This window comes from Klebsiella pneumoniae complex sp. WS1778 (genome assembly GCF_049472055.1).
GTDB lineage: Bacteria > Pseudomonadota > Gammaproteobacteria > Enterobacterales > Enterobacteriaceae > Klebsiella > Klebsiella quasipneumoniae.
In genome coordinates this window covers 161,978-182,253 of record NZ_JBKGTJ010000002.1, presented here as the reverse complement: position 1 = coordinate 182,253, position 20,276 = coordinate 161,978, and the positions used below count along the sequence as shown (strand labels likewise).

At 58.0% G+C, this 20,276-nt stretch carries 17 protein-coding genes; 6 read left to right on the top strand and 11 right to left on the bottom strand.

The window, feature by feature from the left end; genetic code table 11:
- Positions 1-4 precede the first annotated feature (4 nt).
- The 3 genes from artP to yahO all read right to left on the bottom strand — a co-directional run bounded on the left by artP (position 5) and on the right by yahO (position 1,998).
- Positions 5-733 (bottom strand): arginine ABC transporter ATP-binding protein ArtP, encoded by a 729-nt coding sequence (gene artP / locus ACLEXF_RS10810; protein WP_004201340.1) that lies wholly within the window; start codon positions 731-733, stop codon positions 5-7.
- Between the two features lie 226 nt (positions 734-959).
- A complete protein-coding gene (locus tag ACLEXF_RS10805; protein ID WP_049092390.1) occupies positions 960-1,475 on the bottom strand; it encodes a lipoprotein in 516 nt (171 codons plus the stop codon).
- Between the two features lie 250 nt (positions 1,476-1,725).
- Positions 1,726-1,998, bottom strand: coding sequence for a DUF1471 family periplasmic protein YahO (gene yahO / locus ACLEXF_RS10800; protein WP_004201342.1), 273 nt, complete (start codon positions 1,996-1,998; stop codon positions 1,726-1,728).
- Between the two features lie 360 nt (positions 1,999-2,358).
- Between yahO and ACLEXF_RS10795 the strand changes: the two genes are divergently transcribed.
- Together ACLEXF_RS10795 and ACLEXF_RS10790 are read left to right on the top strand one after the other, a co-directional pair.
- Positions 2,359-3,498, top strand: coding sequence for a sensor domain-containing diguanylate cyclase (locus tag ACLEXF_RS10795; protein WP_004201344.1), 1,140 nt, complete (start codon positions 2,359-2,361; stop codon positions 3,496-3,498).
- A 31-nt stretch (positions 3,499-3,529) separates the two neighbouring features.
- Positions 3,530-4,360: an N-acetylmuramoyl-L-alanine amidase gene (locus ACLEXF_RS10790; RefSeq protein ID WP_004201345.1), complete on the top strand. Its 831-nt coding sequence runs from the start codon at positions 3,530-3,532 to the stop codon at positions 4,358-4,360.
- Here ACLEXF_RS10790 and ACLEXF_RS10785 read toward each other — a convergent pair.
- The 4 genes from ACLEXF_RS10785 to poxB all read right to left on the bottom strand — a co-directional run bounded on the left by ACLEXF_RS10785 (position 4,357) and on the right by poxB (position 9,669).
- Positions 4,357-5,370 (bottom strand): NAD-dependent epimerase/dehydratase family protein, encoded by a 1,014-nt coding sequence (locus ACLEXF_RS10785; RefSeq protein WP_032455772.1) that lies wholly within the window; start codon positions 5,368-5,370, stop codon positions 4,357-4,359. The genes ACLEXF_RS10790 and ACLEXF_RS10785 overlap by 4 nt on opposite strands.
- A gap of 87 nt (positions 5,371-5,457) precedes the next feature.
- Positions 5,458-6,900 (bottom strand): SDR family oxidoreductase, encoded by a 1,443-nt coding sequence (locus tag ACLEXF_RS10780; protein ID WP_065878982.1) that lies wholly within the window; start codon positions 6,898-6,900, stop codon positions 5,458-5,460.
- 10 nt (positions 6,901-6,910) lie between these two features.
- Complete coding sequence (gene ltaE / locus ACLEXF_RS10775; RefSeq protein WP_004201348.1) at positions 6,911-7,912, bottom strand: low-specificity L-threonine aldolase; 1,002 nt, start codon at positions 7,910-7,912, stop codon at positions 6,911-6,913.
- A 38-nt stretch (positions 7,913-7,950) separates the two neighbouring features.
- Positions 7,951-9,669 (bottom strand): ubiquinone-dependent pyruvate dehydrogenase, encoded by a 1,719-nt coding sequence (gene poxB, locus ACLEXF_RS10770; RefSeq protein ID WP_407259871.1) that lies wholly within the window; start codon positions 9,667-9,669, stop codon positions 7,951-7,953.
- A 151-nt stretch (positions 9,670-9,820) separates the two neighbouring features.
- Between poxB and ACLEXF_RS10765 the strand changes: the two genes are divergently transcribed.
- Positions 9,821-10,255: a DoxX family protein gene (locus ACLEXF_RS10765; RefSeq protein WP_004201350.1), complete on the top strand. Its 435-nt coding sequence runs from the start codon at positions 9,821-9,823 to the stop codon at positions 10,253-10,255.
- A 206-nt stretch (positions 10,256-10,461) separates the two neighbouring features.
- On the opposite strand, the gene hcr is transcribed toward ACLEXF_RS10765, so the two are convergent.
- From hcr to aqpZ, 4 genes are all read right to left on the bottom strand, one after another.
- Positions 10,462-11,430, bottom strand: a complete 969-nt coding sequence (gene hcr, locus ACLEXF_RS10760) for an NADH oxidoreductase (RefSeq protein WP_043522152.1) — start codon at positions 11,428-11,430, stop codon at positions 10,462-10,464.
- Positions 11,431-11,440: 10 nt separating this feature from the next.
- The gene (gene hcp, locus ACLEXF_RS10755) at positions 11,441-13,093 is read right to left on the bottom strand and encodes a hydroxylamine reductase (RefSeq protein WP_064150680.1); all 1,653 of its coding nucleotides are present in this window, start codon (positions 13,091-13,093) and stop codon (positions 11,441-11,443) included.
- Between the two features lie 143 nt (positions 13,094-13,236).
- Positions 13,237-14,136 (bottom strand): lysine exporter LysO family protein, encoded by a 900-nt coding sequence (locus tag ACLEXF_RS10750; protein ID WP_004201354.1) that lies wholly within the window; start codon positions 14,134-14,136, stop codon positions 13,237-13,239.
- Between the two features lie 115 nt (positions 14,137-14,251).
- A complete protein-coding gene (gene aqpZ, locus ACLEXF_RS10745; RefSeq protein WP_004201355.1) occupies positions 14,252-14,947 on the bottom strand; it encodes an aquaporin Z in 696 nt (231 codons plus the stop codon).
- Between the two features lie 419 nt (positions 14,948-15,366).
- On the opposite strand from aqpZ, the gene ACLEXF_RS10740 reads away from it, so the two are divergent.
- The 3 genes from ACLEXF_RS10740 (at position 15,367) to macB (ending at position 20,224) form a co-directional block, all read left to right on the top strand.
- Positions 15,367-17,025: an ATP-dependent endonuclease gene (locus ACLEXF_RS10740; protein WP_023320055.1), complete on the top strand. Its 1,659-nt coding sequence runs from the start codon at positions 15,367-15,369 to the stop codon at positions 17,023-17,025.
- Between the two features lie 146 nt (positions 17,026-17,171).
- On the top strand, positions 17,172-18,287 hold the full coding sequence (macA, locus tag ACLEXF_RS10735) for a macrolide transporter subunit MacA (protein WP_004201357.1): 1,116 nt from the start codon (positions 17,172-17,174) through the stop codon (positions 18,285-18,287).
- A complete protein-coding gene (gene macB, locus ACLEXF_RS10730) occupies positions 18,284-20,224 on the top strand; it encodes a macrolide ABC transporter ATP-binding protein/permease MacB (RefSeq protein WP_032455777.1) in 1,941 nt (646 codons plus the stop codon). Before macA ends, macB begins: the two co-directional genes overlap by 4 nt.
- The last annotated feature ends 52 nt before the right edge of the window (positions 20,225-20,276 follow it).

Genomic DNA, 20,276 nt, shown 5'->3' with positions numbered 1-20,276 from the left:
AACATCAATGTGAAAGATAGTTTTTAAACGCGTCAGTTTGCGGATGCGTGAAGCAGGAGGCATCCCCTTGCTCGACGACATGGCCATTTTCCATATACACCACCCGGCTGGCCGTCTTGCGCGCCACTTCAACTTCATGGGTGACGATAACCTGGGTGATGCCGGTTTCAGCCAGCTCGCGGATGATGCTAACGATCTGGGCGGTGATTTCCGGGTCGAGCGCCGCGGTAGGCTCATCGAACAGCAGAACCTGCGGCTCCATCATGAGCGCGCGGGCGATCGCCACACGCTGCTGCTGGCCGCCGGATAAATGCAGCGGGTAACGATCGCTGTAGGGCTTCAGACGCAGGCGCTCCAGCAGCTTCTCGGCGCGAGCCAGCGCCTGATCCTTGCTTAACCCCAGTACGCGACAGGGGGCCTCGATCAGGTTCTGCTGTACCGTCAGGTGCGGCCACAGGTTGTACTGCTGAAAAACCATGCCGACGTTCTGCCGCAGTTCGCGAATCGCTTTATCGGACGGCGCTCTGGTGAAGTCGAAATGGTTACCGGCGATGGTTAACGAACCGGAACGCGGCATCTCCAGCAGGTTGAGTACGCGCAGCAGCGAGCTCTTCCCGGCACCGCTGGGGCCGAGCAGCACCAGCGTTTCCCCCTGCGGGCAATCCAGCGTGATGTCGAACAGCGCCTGGTGCGCGCCGTAGAAGCAATTAATGCCGTTTAGTTTAATACTCATCTGGGCAGTCTGATACGAATAGCTATTGAGGCCGCAAATAGTACCTTTGGCAGAATAGTTATGCAATATTTATGCGTTAAAAGTTAAATCTAAACCACGTTTAGCTTTAAAGTTAGCACAAAATATTGCCTGGTGGGTGAGGGGGGCGTAAATGTCGGCATTCTCGGGGCGAATACCGACATTTTACCGGGGTTATCGTTTCAGCGGCGTCGCTTCAACTCCCGAACTAGCGTTTCTCCAGACTCTGTCGCAACGTTCCGGCCGGCGCGTGGCTGTTGTTGCCGAGATAGCGAACGTCATCGACGGCCCAGCACTGGCCTTCCTGGATCATCAGCACTTCGTCTTTCCAGTTCTGGGTTCCCTGTTTCAGCTCCACGCGCAGCGGAATGTTGCGCGCATCGCGATTAGGGATGGTTGAGGCGCTGGCGACGACGGCGCTCTCCGCGGGGGTGCTGCTGCTGGAGAACGGGTTAGCCTGCAGCAGCTTGCTGTTGGCCGGATCCTGACGGGCGTCATTGAGTAACTTCGCCAGGCCGTCGCTGAGATAGGGGCGCAGCGCCGCCGGATCCTGAGTACGGTTCTGGATCTGAGTGTCGTAGAATTTTTGCGCTACGTCGTCAGGGCCGCCTTCGACACAAGGGCCGCTGCGGGTGCCATTATCTTTATAGGCCGGGGTGACGGTCGTACAGGCGCTGAGCGCCAGCGCGCAAGGGAGAAGTGCTGCAAGAAGTTTGTAGCGCATGATGATTTCCTTATAAGCGAACTACGTTTTCAGTTTCCGTTAAAGCATAGCGTATAGCGTGCGGATTGTACTTGACGCAAAGAGCTAAGACCTTGATGTGGCTACAGCCTTAGGGCTGGAAATCAGCAGGGGGATGACGGCGGTTTTCAGGCAGAAAAAATCACGGCGGGATAAAAATAAATTATGGCTTTGCATAAACAAGAAACACTACCCCGGAAACAGGGTAGTGTTTCTTGAGAGATAAGATTAGTTATTTCTTCTTATAGATATTAGCGGAAATGTGCAGTTTTTTATCCGTGTTCCCGGAAGAGAGCACGATAACATCCGCGCCTTTTTCATCAGCTTTTTTAATCAGCTCTTCACGAGCGTCGCTCGGTGCGGTCTGGCCGGTAGAAGAAATGGTGCCGATCTTGGTGTATTGCGTATGGACCTTATCAAAAGCTTCTTTCGATAAAATCTCAGCGGAGAAGGCGTTCGCCGTTAAAAACAATGCCGCACCTGCCACTAAAGCTGCATATTTCATATTTTTAGACTCCATTGTTTATCTTGCTATCATCATGCTCTTGTTTTAACTCACCAATGAGCGATTTCAGATTGTACTAACACTGCTTTTTTTTCAAGCAAAATACTGCAATTTTATGACGGCTAGTTAACTCTTTTTTAAAGAAAAGATGACAGAATTCGCATTGATAATGCTTGCTTTTTTTTGCCGTTTACACATCGTGAACGGAGCATACCAATTTCTACTGACATTAGCTGAAAATCAGCTTAAGAGGCCGGGGCAGGGGAGACAGCGCGCGGACAGACATTCCCGGAAACATAGTTTATCATATAGACAAGCAGGGGCTGCGCCTATGGTCATGCAGGTCACCAGGGAGATAAGATGTTAACAAATAAGCGAGAGCGCGCCCGGCAGCAGCGAACCGCGTTGTGGGCCACCAGAGATGATGTCCAGCGCCATGCGCTGTCAATGAGTCTGCCCTGGCTGGCTTTTGTAAATATCGCGTTTGCGTTAATGATTTTCTCCCGCAACTTTATTTTTACCTATTTTGATAAGAAGCTCCTGACTCACCAGGCGGTTATTCCTTATATCGAAATAGCGCTGATTGCGGTTATTATTATTTCGGCCATTTTAGTGATTATTGCCATCACGCCGCGTCTGGCGCAGGGGCGTTATACGCTGAATATCATCACCGCGCTGCTGCTGGTGCTCAGCCTGTGCTGGTCCCTGAGTAATTACTGTTTTATCTTTTTCTGGGCTTTGCCCTTCGCCTGGCCGCTGCTGGTTATATTGTTGACCACTGGCCTCACTGCGTTGTATCACCATTGGCCGGGCATTATCGCTTTTATGCTGCCGCTATGGGGGACGGCCTTGCTAGCGGGAATTCAGATCCACTATCACGCTGAAATTCGCTTTTTGATCCTGTGGACCATCTTTACGGCGATTTTGCTGTATGGACGACGTATTCTCCAGCGCTGGTACGATGAAGCCTGGGATACGCATCAGGAAAATATGCAGCTTATTCAGCGGCTGGAAAGTATTGCCAACCAGGATGCATTAACCGGGACCGCTAACCGCCGGGCGCTGAATGCGTATCTGGCGGAGATCTGGCAGCAAAACACGCCGTTGTCGCTGATGATGATCGATGTCGATTACTTTAAACGCTATAACGATCGCTATGGTCATCAGGCTGGTGACGAGTGCTTATCTTCTGTCGCGCAGGTGCTGAAAATGGCGGTCCGGGCCGAAGATGATCTGGTGGCTCGCTATGGCGGCGAGGAATTTGTGGTGGCGTTGCCTAGGGTTCCCCTGGTGCATGCCACCGCGATTGCCGAGCGCATTCAGCAGAAAATTCACGAGGCGGCGCTTCCTCATGAGGCATCAGAGGTGGCGTCGGTGGTGACCGTCAGTATCGGGATCGTCGATTCCGATGGCACGGTCCCGATGGAGACGCTGATCGCCCGGGCGGACAGTGCGCTGTACCAGGCGAAAAATAAAGGACGTAATCAATGGTCTTATTAACCCGGAGACGCTGCCGGGCAAGGGAGAAGGGATGAAACGGATTGCCTATGTACTCCTGTTGGCGCTACTGCTGGCCGGCTGCGCGGGGGAAAAAGGCATCATCGATCGCGACGGATATCAGCTGGACACTCGCCATCCGGCGCAGGCGGCCTATCCGCGCATAAAAGTGCTGGTTATCCACTATACCGCAGATAATTTTGATGTCTCCCTGGCAACCCTGACTGATAAAGAGGTCAGCTCCCACTATTTAATTCCTGAACAGCCGCCGCGCCACCATCATAAACCGCGGATCTGGCAGCTGGTGCCGGAAGAGGATCTGGCCTGGCACGCCGGGGTGAGCTACTGGCGCGGCAGCACGCGCATCAACGATACTTCCATTGGTATTGAACTGGAAAACCGCGGCTGGCAGAAGACTGCGGGGGGTAAAAGCTTTACCCCCTTTCACCCGGAGCAGATCGCGGCCCTGATCCCGCTGGCGCGCGATATTATCACCCGCTACCACATCGCGCCGCAGAACGTGGTAGCCCATGCCGATATCGCCCCGCAGCGCAAAGACGATCCGGGACCGTTGTTCCCCTGGCAACAGCTGGCGCAGCAGGGGATTGGCGCCTGGCCGGACGAGCAGCGGGTGGCTTTCTATCTGAACGGGCGCCCGGCCAGTGAGCCAGTGGACCCTGAGGTAGTACTGGATTTGCTGGCGCGCTACGGCTATCAGGTCACGCCGGAGATGACTCCCGCGCAGAAAAAACGAGTGATTACCGCCTTCCAGATGCACTTCCGCCCCCAGCGCTGGGATGGCGTAGCAGATGCGCAAACCGAAGCGATAGCCGAGGCGCTGTTAGAAAAGTATGGTCAGGGTTAGCGGTGAAGTTTACCGTGGTCGCGCAGCCAGGCGGCGGTACGCACAATCCCGTCGTCCAGCGTCACCACCGGCTGATAACCCAGCTCATCCTGCGCGCGAGTGATATCGAGCGTAAAATCAAAATTCAGTTTCGAGACGCCGTAGTGGGTAAAGGCCGGCTCTTTGGCCGTTTTATCGCCAAAACGCTCCATGCTGCGGGCGATAATATCCAGCATCGGGTAGGGGACTGAGCGGATCCGGCATTTGATGCTCAGCTCGTCGATCAGTTTCTGCACGATACTGCGCAGGGTGCGCGGTTCGCCGTTGCTGATATTCCACGCGCGGGCGGAGGGAAGATGATCGCACGCCGGCTGGCTCGCCAGCCACATCGCGTGGACGGCGTTTTCATAATAGGTCATATCGACCAGCGCGCTGCCGCCCCGTGGCAACAGGACGCTGCCATAGTGTTGCATCATTTGCGCCAGCCGGGGAATAAAGACTTTATCGTGCGGCCCGAACAAACTCTGCGGGCGCAAAATGGTAAAACGGGTGTGCGGGTTGGCCTGCGCCAGCAGGTTGATCACCTCTTCGCTGGCTGCCTTGCTGCGGGCAAACTCGTTGGCGAAGCGGTGCGGGCGGAAATCTTCCTGAATATCGCGATGGTGGTGATAATCAAAATAGAGCGAGGGCGAAGAGATATGAACGAAATTGCGTACGCCCCATGCTACCGACCACTCGCCGAGGCGACGGGTGGCGCGGACGTTAGCGAGATCGAAAGCCTGCTGCGTGCCCCAGGGCGAGGTAAAGCTTGAGCAGTGCCACAGGGTATCGATACCGGCGAGCATCACTTTAGCCTGCGAAGAGACCAGCTCGGTTAAATCCGCCGGGATGAATTCCGCCCCCATTTTGCTCAGAAGCTTACCCATCGCTTCGTTGCGCCCGGTCGCTCGCACGCTGATGCCCTTGTTGCGCAGATATTCCACTGCGTTGCGGCCTAATCCGCTGGTCGCACCGGTAACCAGTACCTTCATATCACTCTACTGTCCCAGAAAAGAATTTCGTGCGCATTTTTCCGTGATTCTCCCGACTATGCAATGAGAATCATGAAAGAATAATGCTTATCCTTCGACTCTACCTGAGATTTGTTCGGCCAACCGGGCGATGCGTTGCGCCATACCGCGGAAAATAAACAGGTGCGCCGGGATCATCAGCAGCCAGTAGACCAGGCCCGGCATACCGTGCGGGTGCCACCAGGCGCGGACGTCCAGTTCACGACGATCGCCTTTATCGTTAATGGTAAAGCTTAACCGGCCCAGCCCCGGCGCTTTCATGCCGAACAGCAGAGTGAGCTGTTTTTCTTCCTCCACAATAATCACCTTCCAGCTGTCGACCGTATCGCCGGTCTGCAGATAGTCGCGCTGCGGTCGCCCTTTGGCCAACCGGTGGCCGACCAGCAGATCCATCGCGCCGCGGGTTTTCCACAGCAGATTGCCGAAAAAATATCCCTCTTTACCGCCGATTTGGTTAACAACCTGCCACAAAGCTTCGCGGCTCGCCGGAGTGGCGACGGTGCAGCCTGCCTGTTTCGGATAGTAGCCGTACTCCGGTCGCCAGCGGGCGAAAGCCTGGGCGTCGTAGCCCCAGTCGCTGGAGTTTACCAGCTGCTCTTCTTCTTTCAGGGTGCGGCGAACCGCCTGATCGAAGGGGATCAGCGTTTGCGGGATCAGCGCCCGCAGCGTCCGGTCATCGGCGATCAGATCGTGCTTCAACCCCTGAATCAGCGCTTTGGCGATGGTCGGAGGTACCGAGGTGATGACATTGAGGAACCACACCGAGATCCAGCGCGTCGGCAGGGGAATCGGAATAAGCGGGCGGTGTTTGCCGCTGACGGCCATAAAGCGAATGAACTGCTGCTGGTAGCTTAACACCTCCGGACCGGCGGCTTCGAAGACGCGGTGCGCGTCGGAAGGATGATTCAGCAGCTCAACGAGGTCAACGAGCAGGTTTTCCAGCGCGACAGGGGTGGTACGCGAACGCACCCAGCGCGGAGGAGTCAGCACCGGCAGGTTATAGACCATGTCGCGCATCACCTCGAAGGCGGCGGAGCCGGCGCCGACGATAATCCCGGCCCGCAGCTCGGTGACCGGCACACCCGACTCGCGCAGGAGATCGCCGGTGACCTGACGAGCGCGCAGATGGTCGGACTGCTCCTGCGCTGGTGCCTGCAGCGAGCTGAGAAAGATAATCTGACGCACCGGCGTCTGGCGCAGGGCATCGCGAACATGCGTCGCCACCCGACGCTCATGGGCGATAAAATCGCCGCCTTCGCCCATGCCATGTACCAGATAATAAAGCGTATCGATACCGGTGAGCAGCGCAGGCAGAATCTGCGGTTGGTTGAGATCGACGGACCGGCAGGTGACGCCGGGCAAATCGAGCTTTTGCAGTCGGTCGGTATGGCGCGCCGCCGCCAGCACTGGATAACCCCGCGCGCTTAACTCGCGCACCAAATGCTGACCGATATAGCCGCTGGCGCCGAGCACCAGAACAGATTGCGACACGCCTGACTCCTTAGCGTTGTAAAAAAGCCTGCCAGTGGGCGACCACCTCGCTCAACTGCTGACGGTCGACATCCAGGTGAGTGACCAGACGGACGACTGGCGAAGCGTTGATCAGCACGCCGCGCGCCTGCATAAACTCGCCGAGCGCCCGGGCCTGCTCATCACCGACGCGAACGAACAGCATGTTGGTATCGTGACGAGTAACGTCGGCGCCGATGGCGCGCAGCTGATCCGCCATCCACGCGGCGTTATCGTGATCCTCCTGCAGGCGCTGCACATTATTTTTCAGCGCGTACAGCCCGGCGGCGGCCAGAATGCCCGCCTGGCGCATCCCGCCGCCGACCATTTTCCGCCAGCGAACGGCGCGACGAATGTACGCCTCACTACCGACCAGCAGCGAGCCTACCGGGGCGCCAAGCCCCTTTGACAGACAGATGGTGAAGGAGTCGCAGTATTGGGCGATATCGCGTAACTCGCAGCCGTAGGCCACCACGGCGTTAAAGATGCGCGCGCCGTCGACGTGCAGCGCCAGATTGCGCTGGCGGGTAAACGCCCAGGCTTCCTGCAGATAGTCGCGAGGCAGCACCTTACCGTTATGGGTGTTTTCCAGACTCAGCAGGCGGGTCGGGGCAAAATGGATATCGTCAGGTTTGATTTTTGCTGCGACTTTATCCAGCGGCAGCGAACCGTCTGCCGCGGCGTCAATCGGCTGCGGCTGAATACTGCCGAGAACCGCCGCCCCGCCGGCTTCGTACAGATAGTTATGCGCCCCCTGGCCGACGATATACTCTTCGCCGCGCTGGCAATGGCTGAGCAGGCCGACGAGGTTGGCCTGGGTGCCGGTGGGCAGAAACAGCGCCGCCTCTTTGCCGGCCAGGTCGGCGGCGTAGCGCTGAAGTTCATTGACGGTAGGGTCGTCGCCATACACATCGTCCCCGACCGGGGCGGCCATCATGGCTTCCAGCATGGCGCGCCCGGGGCGGGTAACGGTATCACTGCGCAGATCGATCACGGCTATTCCTTGTTCTGGTTCAGAGTATTGCTTCTGTTTTACCTGAGCCAGTTGGTTTTCGCCAGTTCGATGACTTCATCGCCGCGCCCGCTGATGATCGCCCGCAGCATATACAGGCTAAAGCCTTTAGCTTGCTCCAGCTTGATCTGCGGCGGGATCGCCAGCTCCTCTTTGGCGACCACGACGTCGACCAGCACTGGACCGTCGGTGCGGAAGGCGGTCTGCAGCGCTTCATCCACCTCGGCGGCTTTCTCAACGCGAATACCTTTAATCCCGCAGGCTTCGGCGATGCGGGCGAAGTTGGTGTCGTGCAGCTCCGTGCCGTCGGTGAGATAGCCCCCGGCCTTCATCTCCATCGCCACGAAACCCAGCACGCTGTTGTTAAAGATGATAATTTTCACCGGCAGCTTCATCTGCGCCAGCGACAGAAAATCCCCCATCAGCATGCTAAACCCGCCGTCGCCGCACATGGCCACCACCTGACGCTCCGGCGCGGTGGCCTTGGCGCCAATGGCCTGCGGCATGGCGTTGGCCATGGAGCCGTGATTGAATGAACCCAGCAGGCGGCGTTTGCCGTTCATCTTGAGATAGCGTGCCGCCCAGACGGTCGGGGTGCCGACATCGCAGGTGAAAATGGCGTCTTCATCGGCAAAATGGCTGATCTGCTGCGCCAGATATTGCGGGTGGATCGCCTTCTCGCTGGGCTTCGCCAGATCGTCGAGTCCTTTTCGCGCGTCGCGATAGTGCTCCAGCGCCTTATCGAGGAAGCGGCGATCGGTTTTCTCTTCCAGCAGCGGCAGCAGCGCCTTCAGCGTTGATTTAATGTCGCCCACCAGCGCCATATCGACCTTACTGTGCGCGCCGATGCTGCCGGGGTTAATGTCGATCTGAATAATTTTGGCGTCGGTCGGATAGAAGGCGCGATAGGGGAACTGGGTGCCGAGCAGGATCAGGGTGTCGGCATTCATCATGGTGTGGAAGCCAGAAGAGAAGCCAATCAGCCCGGTCATGCCCACATCATACGGGTTGTCATACTCCACATGCTCTTTACCGCGCAACGCATGGACGATGGGAGCTTTAATTTTCGCCGCGAACTCCACCAGCTCCTGGTGGGCGCCGGCGCAACCGCTGCCGCACATGAGCGCGATATTGCTGGAGTAGCGGATCATCTGGGCCAGCTTGCGCAGCTCTTCTTCCGCCGGGGTGACCGTCGGCAACGGCGCATGATACCACTGGCTGCTGGCGCTCTCCGGGGCCGCCTTCAGCGCCACGTCGCCGGGCAGCACCACCACCGAAACGCCGCGGTTGATCACCGCCTTGCGCATCGCCACCGCCAGCACCTGCGGGATCTGCTCCGGGGTGGAGACCAGCTCGCAGTAGTGGCTGCATTCGCGGAAGAGCTCCTGGGGATGGGTCTCCTGGAAATAGCCGCTGCCGATTTCGCTGGATGGAATGTGGGCGGCAATCGCCAGCACCGGGACATGGTTGCGGTGACAGTCAAACAGACCGTTGATCAGATGCAGGTTACCCGGTCCGCAGGAACCAGCGCAGACCGCCAGTTCGCCGGTCAGTTGCGCCTCCGCGCCGGCGGCGAAAGCGGCAACCTCTTCGTGCCGGGTGGCCATCCAGTCGATGGTGCCCATGCGGTTCAGGCTATCGCTCAATCCATTGAGGGAATCGCCGGTGACGCCCCAGATACGTTTCACGCCGGCCTGTTCCAGCATTTTGGCAATGTATGCGGCCACGGTTTGTTTCATGATCTCCATCTCCTTTTTTTGATAACGCCTTCAAGCTTAGATGAAACTGCAGCTTACGTTGCCGATTGCCCTCAATTTTTTGCTGGTTTTATTGCTGAAGCAATGGGCATACTCTGGGATCTCACAGGGTGTAAAACAGGAAGCACATCAAATGGTTAAGGGATTGTTAAATGCAGTAAACAGAACGCTGTCGCATGAAGACGCCGGTAAACTCTTGTTACGACTCGCCGTCGGCGGGTTAATGCTGTTTCACGGTTTGCACAAGCTGCTGGATGGCGTGGACGGCATTAGCGGGATGCTGGCGGCGAAGGGGTTGCCGGGGTTTATCGCCTACGGTGTGCTGGTGGGGGAGGTGGTCGCCCCCTGTTTGTTGATTGTCGGCATCCTGACGCGCCCTGCGGCGCTGGTGTTGGCTTTCACCATGGTGGTGGCGTGGCTGATGGTCGGTCTCGGCAAGACATTTGCGCTTGATGCGGTGGGGGCGTGGGCGATCGAGAATCTGGTCTATTTCTTTGTTGGCGCGCTGGCGATTGCGCTTTTGGGCGCCGGGCGTTACTCGCTGGCCGGTCAGTCGGTCTGGCGGTAAAAATGCCTCATTCGTCCTGGGGCGTAAAGTCGATACTGTTGTCGGTTGGCCGCTTTTCAGTCCGGGAAAGCGTTTATCTCATGTCGCCTGAGAGTTTATTGTCGCCAAGGGTTTTCCCGGAGGCGGCGCATTGCGCCTTCTCCGGGCTACCAAATCGCACAGCGCTGTAGCCCCGGTAAGCGGTAGCGCCACCGGGGATTTTGACCTCAGGCGAGAACCAGATCGCTCTGCGGGTGACAGGAGCAGGCCAGCACATAGCCGTCGGCGATTTCATCTTCGGTCAGCGTCATGGTGCTGGTGACGCTATACTCCCCGGAAACGACTCTGGTTTTGCAGCAGCCGCAGACGCCGGCGCGGCAGGCGACGGTCACCGGCACCTGATTGCTCTCCAGCGCCTCGAGCAGGGTGGTGCCCACCGGCGCGTAAAACTCTCTCGCCGGCTGCAGTTTGGTGAATTTCAGCCCGCTGGTGGCGGCCTCTGCCACCGGTGTGAAGAACTTCTCCTTAAAGAAGCGGGTGACACCCAGGGCGGCCACCTCCTGCTCAACCTTCTCCATATACGGCGCTGGCCCGCAGGTCATCACGGTGCGGCTGGCGATATCCGGCACGCTCTGCAGTAGCTCCAGGGTCAGACGGCCGGCGACAAAACCGTGCGTTGCGTTGTGCTCCGCCACCAGGGTAACCGGATAGTTGCGCCACTCCTCGGCAAAGATCACATCCTCCGGCGAACGAACGCTATAGATCACTTGCACGTCTGCCAGCGGGCGGTACTTCGCCAGCCAGCGGCGCATCGACATTATCGGCGTCACCCCGCAGCCGGCGGCCAGCAGCAGGAATTTATCTTCTGCTTTATCGTCGCAGATAAACTCGCCCATCGCATCGGACAGCCAAAGATAATCGCCGCGTTTGACCTCGTGGGTTAACCATTGTGAACCCGCACCCTCGTTAATGCGGCGAACGGTCAGCGTAATATACTCGCTGACCCCCGGCGTGGAGGAGAGGGTGTAGGCGCGCAGCGTTTCCGCGGAATCACGCACGCTGACCAGGGCGTACTGCCCGGCGCGATACGGATAGTAATCGTGGCACAGCAGCGAAAGGGTCCACACGTCCGGGGTTTCCTGGTGAATGTGGTGAACCTGCATCCGCCACGGGCATTGCGAAGTTGGCATGGTCATCAGGGACTCCTTACGCGCTCAGCAGCTGCTGCATATCTTGTTCCACGGTGGTCACGGAACGCAGACCAAACTTCTCATTGAGGACAGCCAGCAGATCCGGAGTGAAGAAGCCCGGCGCCGTCGGGCCGGTGACGATATTTTTCACGCCGAGAGACAGCAGCGTCAGCAGGATGACAATCGCTTTCTGTTCGAACCAGGAGAGCACCAGCGACAGCGGCAGATCGTTGACGCCGCAGCCCAGTTTTTCCGCCAGCGTGACCGCCAGAATAATCGCCGAATAGGCATCATTACACTGACCAGCGTCGACCAGACGCGGCAGGCCTTCGATATCGCCGAAATCCAGCTTGTTAAAGCGGTATTTACCGCAGGCCAGCGTCAGGATCAGACAGTCGTCCGGCACGCTGGTGGCAAAATCGGTGAAATAGTTACGTTCCCCGCGCGCGCCGTCGCAGCCGCCGACGAGGAAGATATGGCGCAGTTTTTCACGGCTGACCAGATCGATCAGCGTATCCGCCGCGCCGAGCAGGGTCTGACGGCCAAAGCCGACGGTGATCAGATGCGGGATTTCGCTGTACGGGAAGCCCGCCATCTGCTGCGCCTGGGCAATGACCGGGGAGAAGTCTTCGCCTTCCAGGTGGTTCACGCCCGGCCAGCCGACGATGCTGCGAGTCCAGATGCGATCGTCGTAAGCGCCGACGGTGGGATCGATGATGCAGTTAGAGGTCATCACGATGGGGCCCGGGAAGCGGGCGAATTCCACCTGCTGGTTCTGCCAGCCGCTGCCGTAGTTGCCGATCAGATGTTTGAATTTACGCAGCTCCGGATAGCCGTGCGCCGGCAGCATTTCGCCGTGGGTATAGACGTTGACGCCGGTGCCTTCCGTCTGCTCCAGCAGGTTGTAGAGATCTTTCAGGTCGTGGCCAGAGATCAGGATACATTTACCTGCGGTGGCTTTTACGTTGACCTGAGTCGGCGTTGGGTGGCCATATTTCGTGGTTTCGCCGGCGTCAAGGATGCTCATCACTTTGAAGTTCATCTGGCCGATTTCCATCGAACATTCGAGCAGCGCATTCATATCCGCAGGCCAGGTGCCCAGCCACGCCATGATCTTGTGGTACTGGGCGTAAATGGCGTTGTCGTACTGGCCGAGCACGTGGGCGTGTTCCATATAAGCCGCAGCGCCTTTCAGACCATACAGGCACAGCAGGCGCAGGCCGAGGATATTCTCGCCGATAGCGGCTTTATCTTTATTCGGGGCATAGTCTGCCGCCTGACGCTGCAGGCCACCCAGATCGTCGCCGACCAGCTGCAGGTCGGCCACCGGGCTGTCAACTTTGGCGCTGGCATCAAGGTCCAGGCACTGCGCTTTCAGCGCCTCACGCATGGCAATCGCCTGACGGGCATAGCCGACGATGCGCGGAGAATCGAAATTGACGTTAGTTAGCGTAGAGAAGAAGGCGCGGGGGGCGAAGCTGTCGACCTCATGATCGATAATGCCATATTCGCGGGCCTTAAGCGCCCAGGCGGAGAGGCCTTGCAGTGACGCAATCAGCAGATCCTGTAGATCGGAGGTTTCCGCTGTTTTACCGCACATCCCCTGCGCGTAAGAGCAGCCGTTGCCGGCCGGGGTACGAATGGTTTGTTCACATTGCACACAAAACATGGTCACACCTTTAAAGTTATATTTGATATACATGTTTAAGGTTATGCCCGAGCGCGTGAGGAGAAAAGGTATTTCTGATACAACTTAAAGGGAGATTGATTTAGCGCAAAATTGGCGGCAGGAAGTCTGCCGCCAGCGCGTACTCAGGCGGCAAAAAAGGCGATCAGGATCGGGACCAGCAAGCTCAGCAGAAAACCGTGCACGATAGCGGCAGGGACGATCTCCACGCCGCCGGAACGCTGCAGCACCGGTAGGGTGAAGTCCATGGAAGTGGCGCCGCACAGACCCAGCGCCGTGGAGCGGCTACGGCGAATCAGGCCCGGAATTAACATGATGGCCAGCAGCTCGCGGCACAGGTCGTTGAAGAACGCCGCGCTGCCGATTACCGGGCCAAAGGATTCGGTCAGTAAAATACCGGAGAGTGAATACCAGCCGAAGCCGCTGGCCATCGCCAGACCGGTCTTTAGCGGCAAATCCAGAATAAAGGCGTTGAGGATGCCGCCGAGTAATGAACTGATCGTGACCACCACGGCGACGATCATTCCCCGGCGGTTAAGGACTATTTGTCGCAGACTCATTCCATTATTGCGTAATTGAATACCGACGAGGAACAGGAGAAAGATCAGCGTATATTCGCTGGCTTCGGTGGCGTGTTGTAAAAAAGGCAGGCCGGTCAGGCCAAGCAAAAAACCGAGGACCACCACCCCGCACAGCTGGAGTGATTCCAGGGCCATGGCCAGGCGCGAGGGTAATTTCTCCTGACGATGCAGACTGCGCCAGGGCATTTTTCTTTCCAGCCACAGCAGAGCGGTAATATTACACAGTAAAATGATGACCACGCTCACCGCGGCGTAATGCAATATCGCCAGCAGATTGCTGGCCAGATTGTCGAGAAACGCCAGGCTGATACCCATAAAAAAGAGGATCACATAGACAATCCAGCTCAGCATCCGGTGAATCAGTTTTAGCGCAGAGGAGTGACGAAGAGGCAGTAAATAGCCGACGACCAGCGGCAACAGAATGATGAACAGTCCCGAGAACATGAACGACGCAGCCCTTGCATGATGAGAATAGCGCTCATGACACTACCCAAATAGCCGGGCCGAGTAAAGCTGTCGCCAGAAAGAAAAAGCCCGGAGACCCGGGCTTTAGAAAGGATTAATCGCGTTTTTCCAGCAGAGTGCGGTACAGCACGCCGCCAAGGATCCCGCCGACGATCGGCATGACCCAGAACAGCCACAGCTGCTGCAGCGCCCAACCGCCCTGGAAAATCGCCACCGCGGTGCTGCGCGCCGGGTTGACGGAAGTGTTGGTGACCGGAATGCTGATTAAATGGATGAGAGTCAGCGCCAGGCCGATAGCGATCGGCGCGAAGCCCGCCGGCGCGTGTTTATCGGTAGCGCCATGGATAACCAGCAGGAAGCCGCAGGTCAGTACGATTTCAATAACGATAGCCGACAGCATAGAGAAGCCGCCCGGGGAGTGTTCGCCATAGCCGTTTGAGGCAAAGCCGCTGGCGGCGGCATCAAAGCCGGCTTTACCGCTGGCCACCACGTACAGCACCGCGGCGGCAATAATTCCGCCGACCACCTGGGCGATAATATAGCCAATGACCTCTTTCGCCGGGAAACGACCACCGGCCCACAGGCCTAAGGTCACCGCCGGGTTGAAATGACCGCCGGAAATATGGCCAACCGCATACGCCATGGTTAATACGGTTAAACCAAATGCCAGCGCCACGCCGGCAAAACCGATACCCAACTCGGGAAATGCTGCGGCAAGTACGGCGCTACCGCAGCCGCCAAATACAAGCCAGAAGGTGCCGAAGCATTCGGCTGCTAATTTTCTGAACATAACCACCTCAATTTAAATGTATACGCGCACGAGCGGACCGTGCCGGTCTTTATTTATCGTGATAAGGGACGACGATAAAAATAAAGCGGCGTTATTCTAGAGATAATCGCCATCCCAGAGCCAGTTAAATATATTGATATTATTTGATTTAGGGCAAGGTGAAGGGATTGCGTTTGCCAGTTTAACTCTTCCTATATCCATCCAAGATTATCAATAGTGTAGAACATAACGTCTGAAATAAAACTATTTTGTTTGATGAATAATCAATAGCCGTTAATAGACGATAAGTGCGTAATTTTATGAATATATTTAATCTCCTGAATAGGATGCGCAGAGGTGATTAAGCGGAGTGTCATCTTGCCGCCGCCCTCGCTATACTGTTGATTACTGAAGGAGAGTGGTGGTGTAGCGGAGGGGATATGCTTCTTGAGCGCGTAGAAATCGTCGGTTTTCGCGGTATCAATCGTCTGTCGTTGATGCTGGAGCAAAATAACGTCCTGATCGGGGAGAACGCGTGGGGGAAGTCCAGTCTGCTTGATGCGCTGACCCTGCTTTTGTCGCCAGAGTTCGATCTTTATCACTTTGTCCGCGATGACTTCTGGTTCCCCGCGGGCGACATCCAGGGGCGCGAGCACCATTTGCATATTATTCTGACCTTTCGTGAAACCGAGCCGGGGCGCCATCGGGTGCGGCGTTTCCGTCCGCTTCAGCGCTGTTGGGTGCCCTGTGATGACGGGTATCACAGGGTGTTCTACCGCCTGGAAGGCGAACTCGCCGATGACGACAGCGTGATGACCCTGCGCAGTTTTATCGATGGCGAAGGCGAAGCGCTGGCGCTGGAGGATATCGATGAGCTGGCCAGACACCTGGTGCGTTTGATGCCGGTGCTGCGCCTGCGCGACGCGCGCTTTATGCGGCGCATTCATAACGGGACGGTACCGCACTCGCCGCAGATAGAGATCACTGCCCGCCAGCTGGATTTTCTCTCCAGAGAGCTGGTCAGCCATCCGCAAAATTTATCCGACGGTCAGATCCGTCAGGGGTTGTCGGCCATGGTGCAGCTGCTGGAGCATTACTTTGCCGAGCAAAGCAGCGCCCAGACGCGACATCGCCTGATGCGTCGACGTTCCCATGATGAGCAGCGTAGCTGGCGTTATTTGGATATTATCAACCGCATGATCGACAAGCCCGGCGGGCGCAGCCATCGGGTGATCCTGCTGGGGCTGTTTGCTACCCTGCTGCAGGCGAAAGGGACGGTGCGCCTCGATCGCGACGCGCGGCCGCTGCTGTTGATTGAGGATCCCGAGACCCGCCTGCACCCGATCATGCTCTCCGTCGCCTGGCATCTGCTGAATTTGCTGCCGTTGCAGCGTGTGACCACCACCAACTCCGGAGAGCTGCTGTCCCTGACGCCGGTGGAGCAGGTTTGTCGGCTGGTGCGTGAATCGGCGCGGGTGTCGGCATGGCGGCTGGGGCCGGGCGGAATGAATGCCGAAGAGAGTCGACGCATTGCCTTTCACATCCGCTTCAATCGCGCCTCATCGCTCTTCGCCCGCTGTTGGCTGCTGGTGGAGGGGGAGACGGAAACCTGGGTTATCAACGAGCTGGCCCGCCAGTGCGGCCATCATTTTGATGCTGAAGGGGTGAAAGTGATTGAATTCGCCCAGTCGGGCCTGAAGCCATTGATCAAATTCGCCCGCCGGATGGGGATCCAGTGGCACGTGCTGGTGGATGGCGATGAGGCAGGAAAAAAATATGCCGCGACCGTACGCGGTCTGCTGAATAATGATCGCGAGCTGGAGCGCGACCATCTGACCGCTCTGCCGGCGCTGGATATGGAACACTTTATGTATCGTCAGGGATTTGATGACGTTTACCACCGGGTGGCGCAGATCCCGGATAATGTGCCCATGAATATGCGGCGGGTGATCACCAAGGCCATCCATCGCTCATCCAAGCCGGACCTGGCGATTGAGGTGGCAATGGAAGCCGGCCGCCGTGGGGTGGACGCTGTGCCGACGCTGCTGAAAAAAATGTTCTCGCGGGTACTGTGGCTGGCCCGCGGTCGCGCTGATTAATCTCTTCGCCGTCGGGAATTTCGGCGGCGCAAAGCTCTCCGGCAGCTAAACAAAACATCATTGGCGCGAAAAATGGGTGTCCTGTTGCCGACGGGTTTCGATAGAATCACCGCCTGGAGCGGCAGGGAAACAGCAGGAATCGGAATATGAAAGTGAAGGGAAAACGCAGGACCGTCTGGTGGCTGTTGGCGATCGTTGTGCTGGGTCTGGCTGTCTGGGGATGGCGGATTCTCAATGCGCCGCTACCGCACTACCAGACGCTGGTGGTGCGCAAAGGCGATCTCCAGCAGAGCGTGCTGGCCACCGGCAAGCTGGATGCCCTGCGAAAAGTTGACGTCGGCGCCCAGGTCAGCGGACAGCTGAAGACGCTGCACGTGAATATCGGCGATAAGGTCAAAAAGGATCAACTGCTGGGGGTTATCGATCCTGAGCAGGCGCAAAACCAGATCAAAGAGGTGGAGGCAACGTTGATGGAGCTGCGCGCCCAGCTCAATCAGGCGCGCGCGGAGAGTAAGCTGGCGCAGGTGACCCTGGCCCGTCAGCAGCAGCTGGCGCAGCGCCAGCTGGTCTCGCGACAAGACCTCGATACCGCGGCCACCGACCTGGCGGTGAAACAGGCGCAAATCGGCACCATTGAAGCGCAAATTAAGCGCAACCAGGCAACGCTCGACACGGCGAAGACCAACCTCGACTACACGCGGATCCTGGCGCCGATGGCTGGTGAAGTGACGCAAATTACTACCCTGCAGGGACAGACGGTGATCGCTGCCCAGCAGGCGCCGAACATTTTGACCCTGGCGGACCTCAGCACCATGCTGGTGAAAGCGCAGGTCTCCGAAGCGGATGTCATCCACCTCAGACCGGGACAAAAGGCGTGGTTTACCGTGCTGGGCGACCCGCTAACTCGCTATGAAGGCAAGCTGAAGGACATTCTGCCGACGCCGGAAAAAGTCAACGACGCCATCTTCTATTATGCCCGCTTCGAGGTCCCGAACCCGCAGGGAATTCTGCGCCTCGACATGACCGCGCAGGTGCATATCCAACTGGCCGAGGTGAAGAACGTGATCACCATCCCGCTGAGCGCCCTGGGTGATGCGGTCGGTGATAACCGCTACCACGTCCGGCTGTTGCGTACCGGCGAGGTCAAAGAGCGTGAGATTGTCATTGGCGCGCGCAATGATACCGACGTCGCGGTGGTGCAGGGACTTGAAGAGGGGGATGAGGTGATCGTCGGCGAGAGCGCGAGCGGGGCGGCAAAATGACGGCCCTGCTCGAGCTGCGTGATATTCGTCGCAGCTATCCTTCCGGCGACGGCAGCGTTGAGGTCCTCAAGGGGATCACCCTCAGTATCCATGCCGGGGAGATGGTGGCGATCGTGGGCGCCTCCGGCTCGGGAAAATCGACGCTGATGAATATCCTTGGCTGCCTCGACAAACCCACCAGCGGCACCTATCGGGTGGCGGGAACCGATATCGCGCAGCTGGATGGCGATGCGCTGGCCCGTCTGCGGCGGGAGCACTTTGGTTTTATCTTTCAACGCTATCACCTGCTGTCGCATCTGACCGCCGCGCAGAACGTCGAAGTGCCGGCGGTGTATGCCGGTAGTGAACGGCGGGCACGCCTGGCGCGCGCGCATGAGCTGCTGTTGCGGCTGGGGCTGGGCGAGCGCGCCGACTATCAACCGTCGCAGCTGTCCGGCGGCCAACAGCAGCGGGTCAGTATCGCCCGCGCCCTGATGAACGGTGGGGAAGTGATCCTCGCCGATGAGCCCACCGGCGCGCTGGACAGCCATTCCGGCGAAGAGGTTATGGCGATCCTGCACCAGCTAAAAGCGCAGGGGCACACGGTCATCATTGTGACCCACGATCCGCAGGTCGCCGCTCAGGCGGAGCGGATCGTCGAGATCCGCGATGGCGAGATCGTCCGCAACCCGCCCGCCAGCCGCCAGGGCGGCGGACTGCGCGCCCGTCCGCAGGCGGAGCCTTCGGCGTGGCGTCAGTTTACCAGCGGCTTTCGCGAAGCGCTGGTGATGGCCTGGAGAGCGATGGCGGCGAATAAAATGCGTACCCTGCTGACCATGCTCGGCATTATTATCGGTATTGCCTCGGTGGTGTCGATCGTGGTGGTGGGGGATGCCGCCAAGCAGATGGTGCTGGCAGATATTCGCGCCATCGGCACCAATACCATTGATGTGTATCCTGGTAAGGATTTTGGCGACGACGACCCGCGCTATCAGCAGGCGCTGAAGTATGACGATTTGCTGGCGATCCAGAAGCAGCCGTGGGTGCGCTCCGCCACGCCGGCGGTTTCAAAAAGCCTGCGCCTGCGCGCCAACAATATTGACGTTGCCGCCAGTGCGGAGGGGGTCGGTCCACAGTATTTTAATGTCTACGGCATGACCTTTAGCGAAGGCAATACCTTCAATGAACTGCAGCTCAACAGCCGGGCTCAGGTGGTGGTGCTCGACAGCAATACCCGTCGCCAGCTGTTTCCCAATAAAGCGAAAGTGGTGGGCGAGGTGATCCTGGTGGGTAATATGCCGGCCACGGTGATTGGCGTTGCGGATGAAAAGCAGTCGATGTTCGGCAGCAGCAAAATTCTCCGCGTCTGGTTGCCCTACACCACCATGGCGGGAAGAGTAATGGGCCAGTCGTGGCTGAACTCCATCACTGTGCGCGTTCATGAAGGCTACGACAGTGAAACCGCAGAGAAACAGCTGCTGCGTCTGCTGGAGCTGCGGCATGGTAAAAAAGATGTATTCACCTGGAATATGGACAGCGTCTTGAAAACCGCCGAAAGGACCACACATACCTTACAGCTGTTCCTGACATTGGTGGCGGTGATTGCCCTGGTGGTCGGCGGGATTGGCGTAATGAATATTATGCTGGTGTCGGTGACCGAACGGACGCGGGAGATCGGCATCCGCATGGCGGTTGGCGCGCGGGCCAGCGATGTGCTGCAGCAGTTTCTCATCGAGGCGGTGCTGGTTTGCCTGGTCGGCGGTGCGCTGGGGGTGACGTTGTCGCTGATGATCGCGTTTATTCTGCAACTGTTTCTCCCGGGCTGGGAGATCGGTTTTTCGCCGCTGGCGCTGGTGACGGCGTTTCTCTGTTCGACGTTAACCGGGGTGCTGTTTGGCTGGCTGCCGGCGCGCAATGCGGCGCGGCTCGATCCGGTGGATGCCCTGGCGCGGGAGTAGTCGGGATGAGAAATAAAAATGCCAGTCAGAAGGACTGGCATTTTATTAGCAG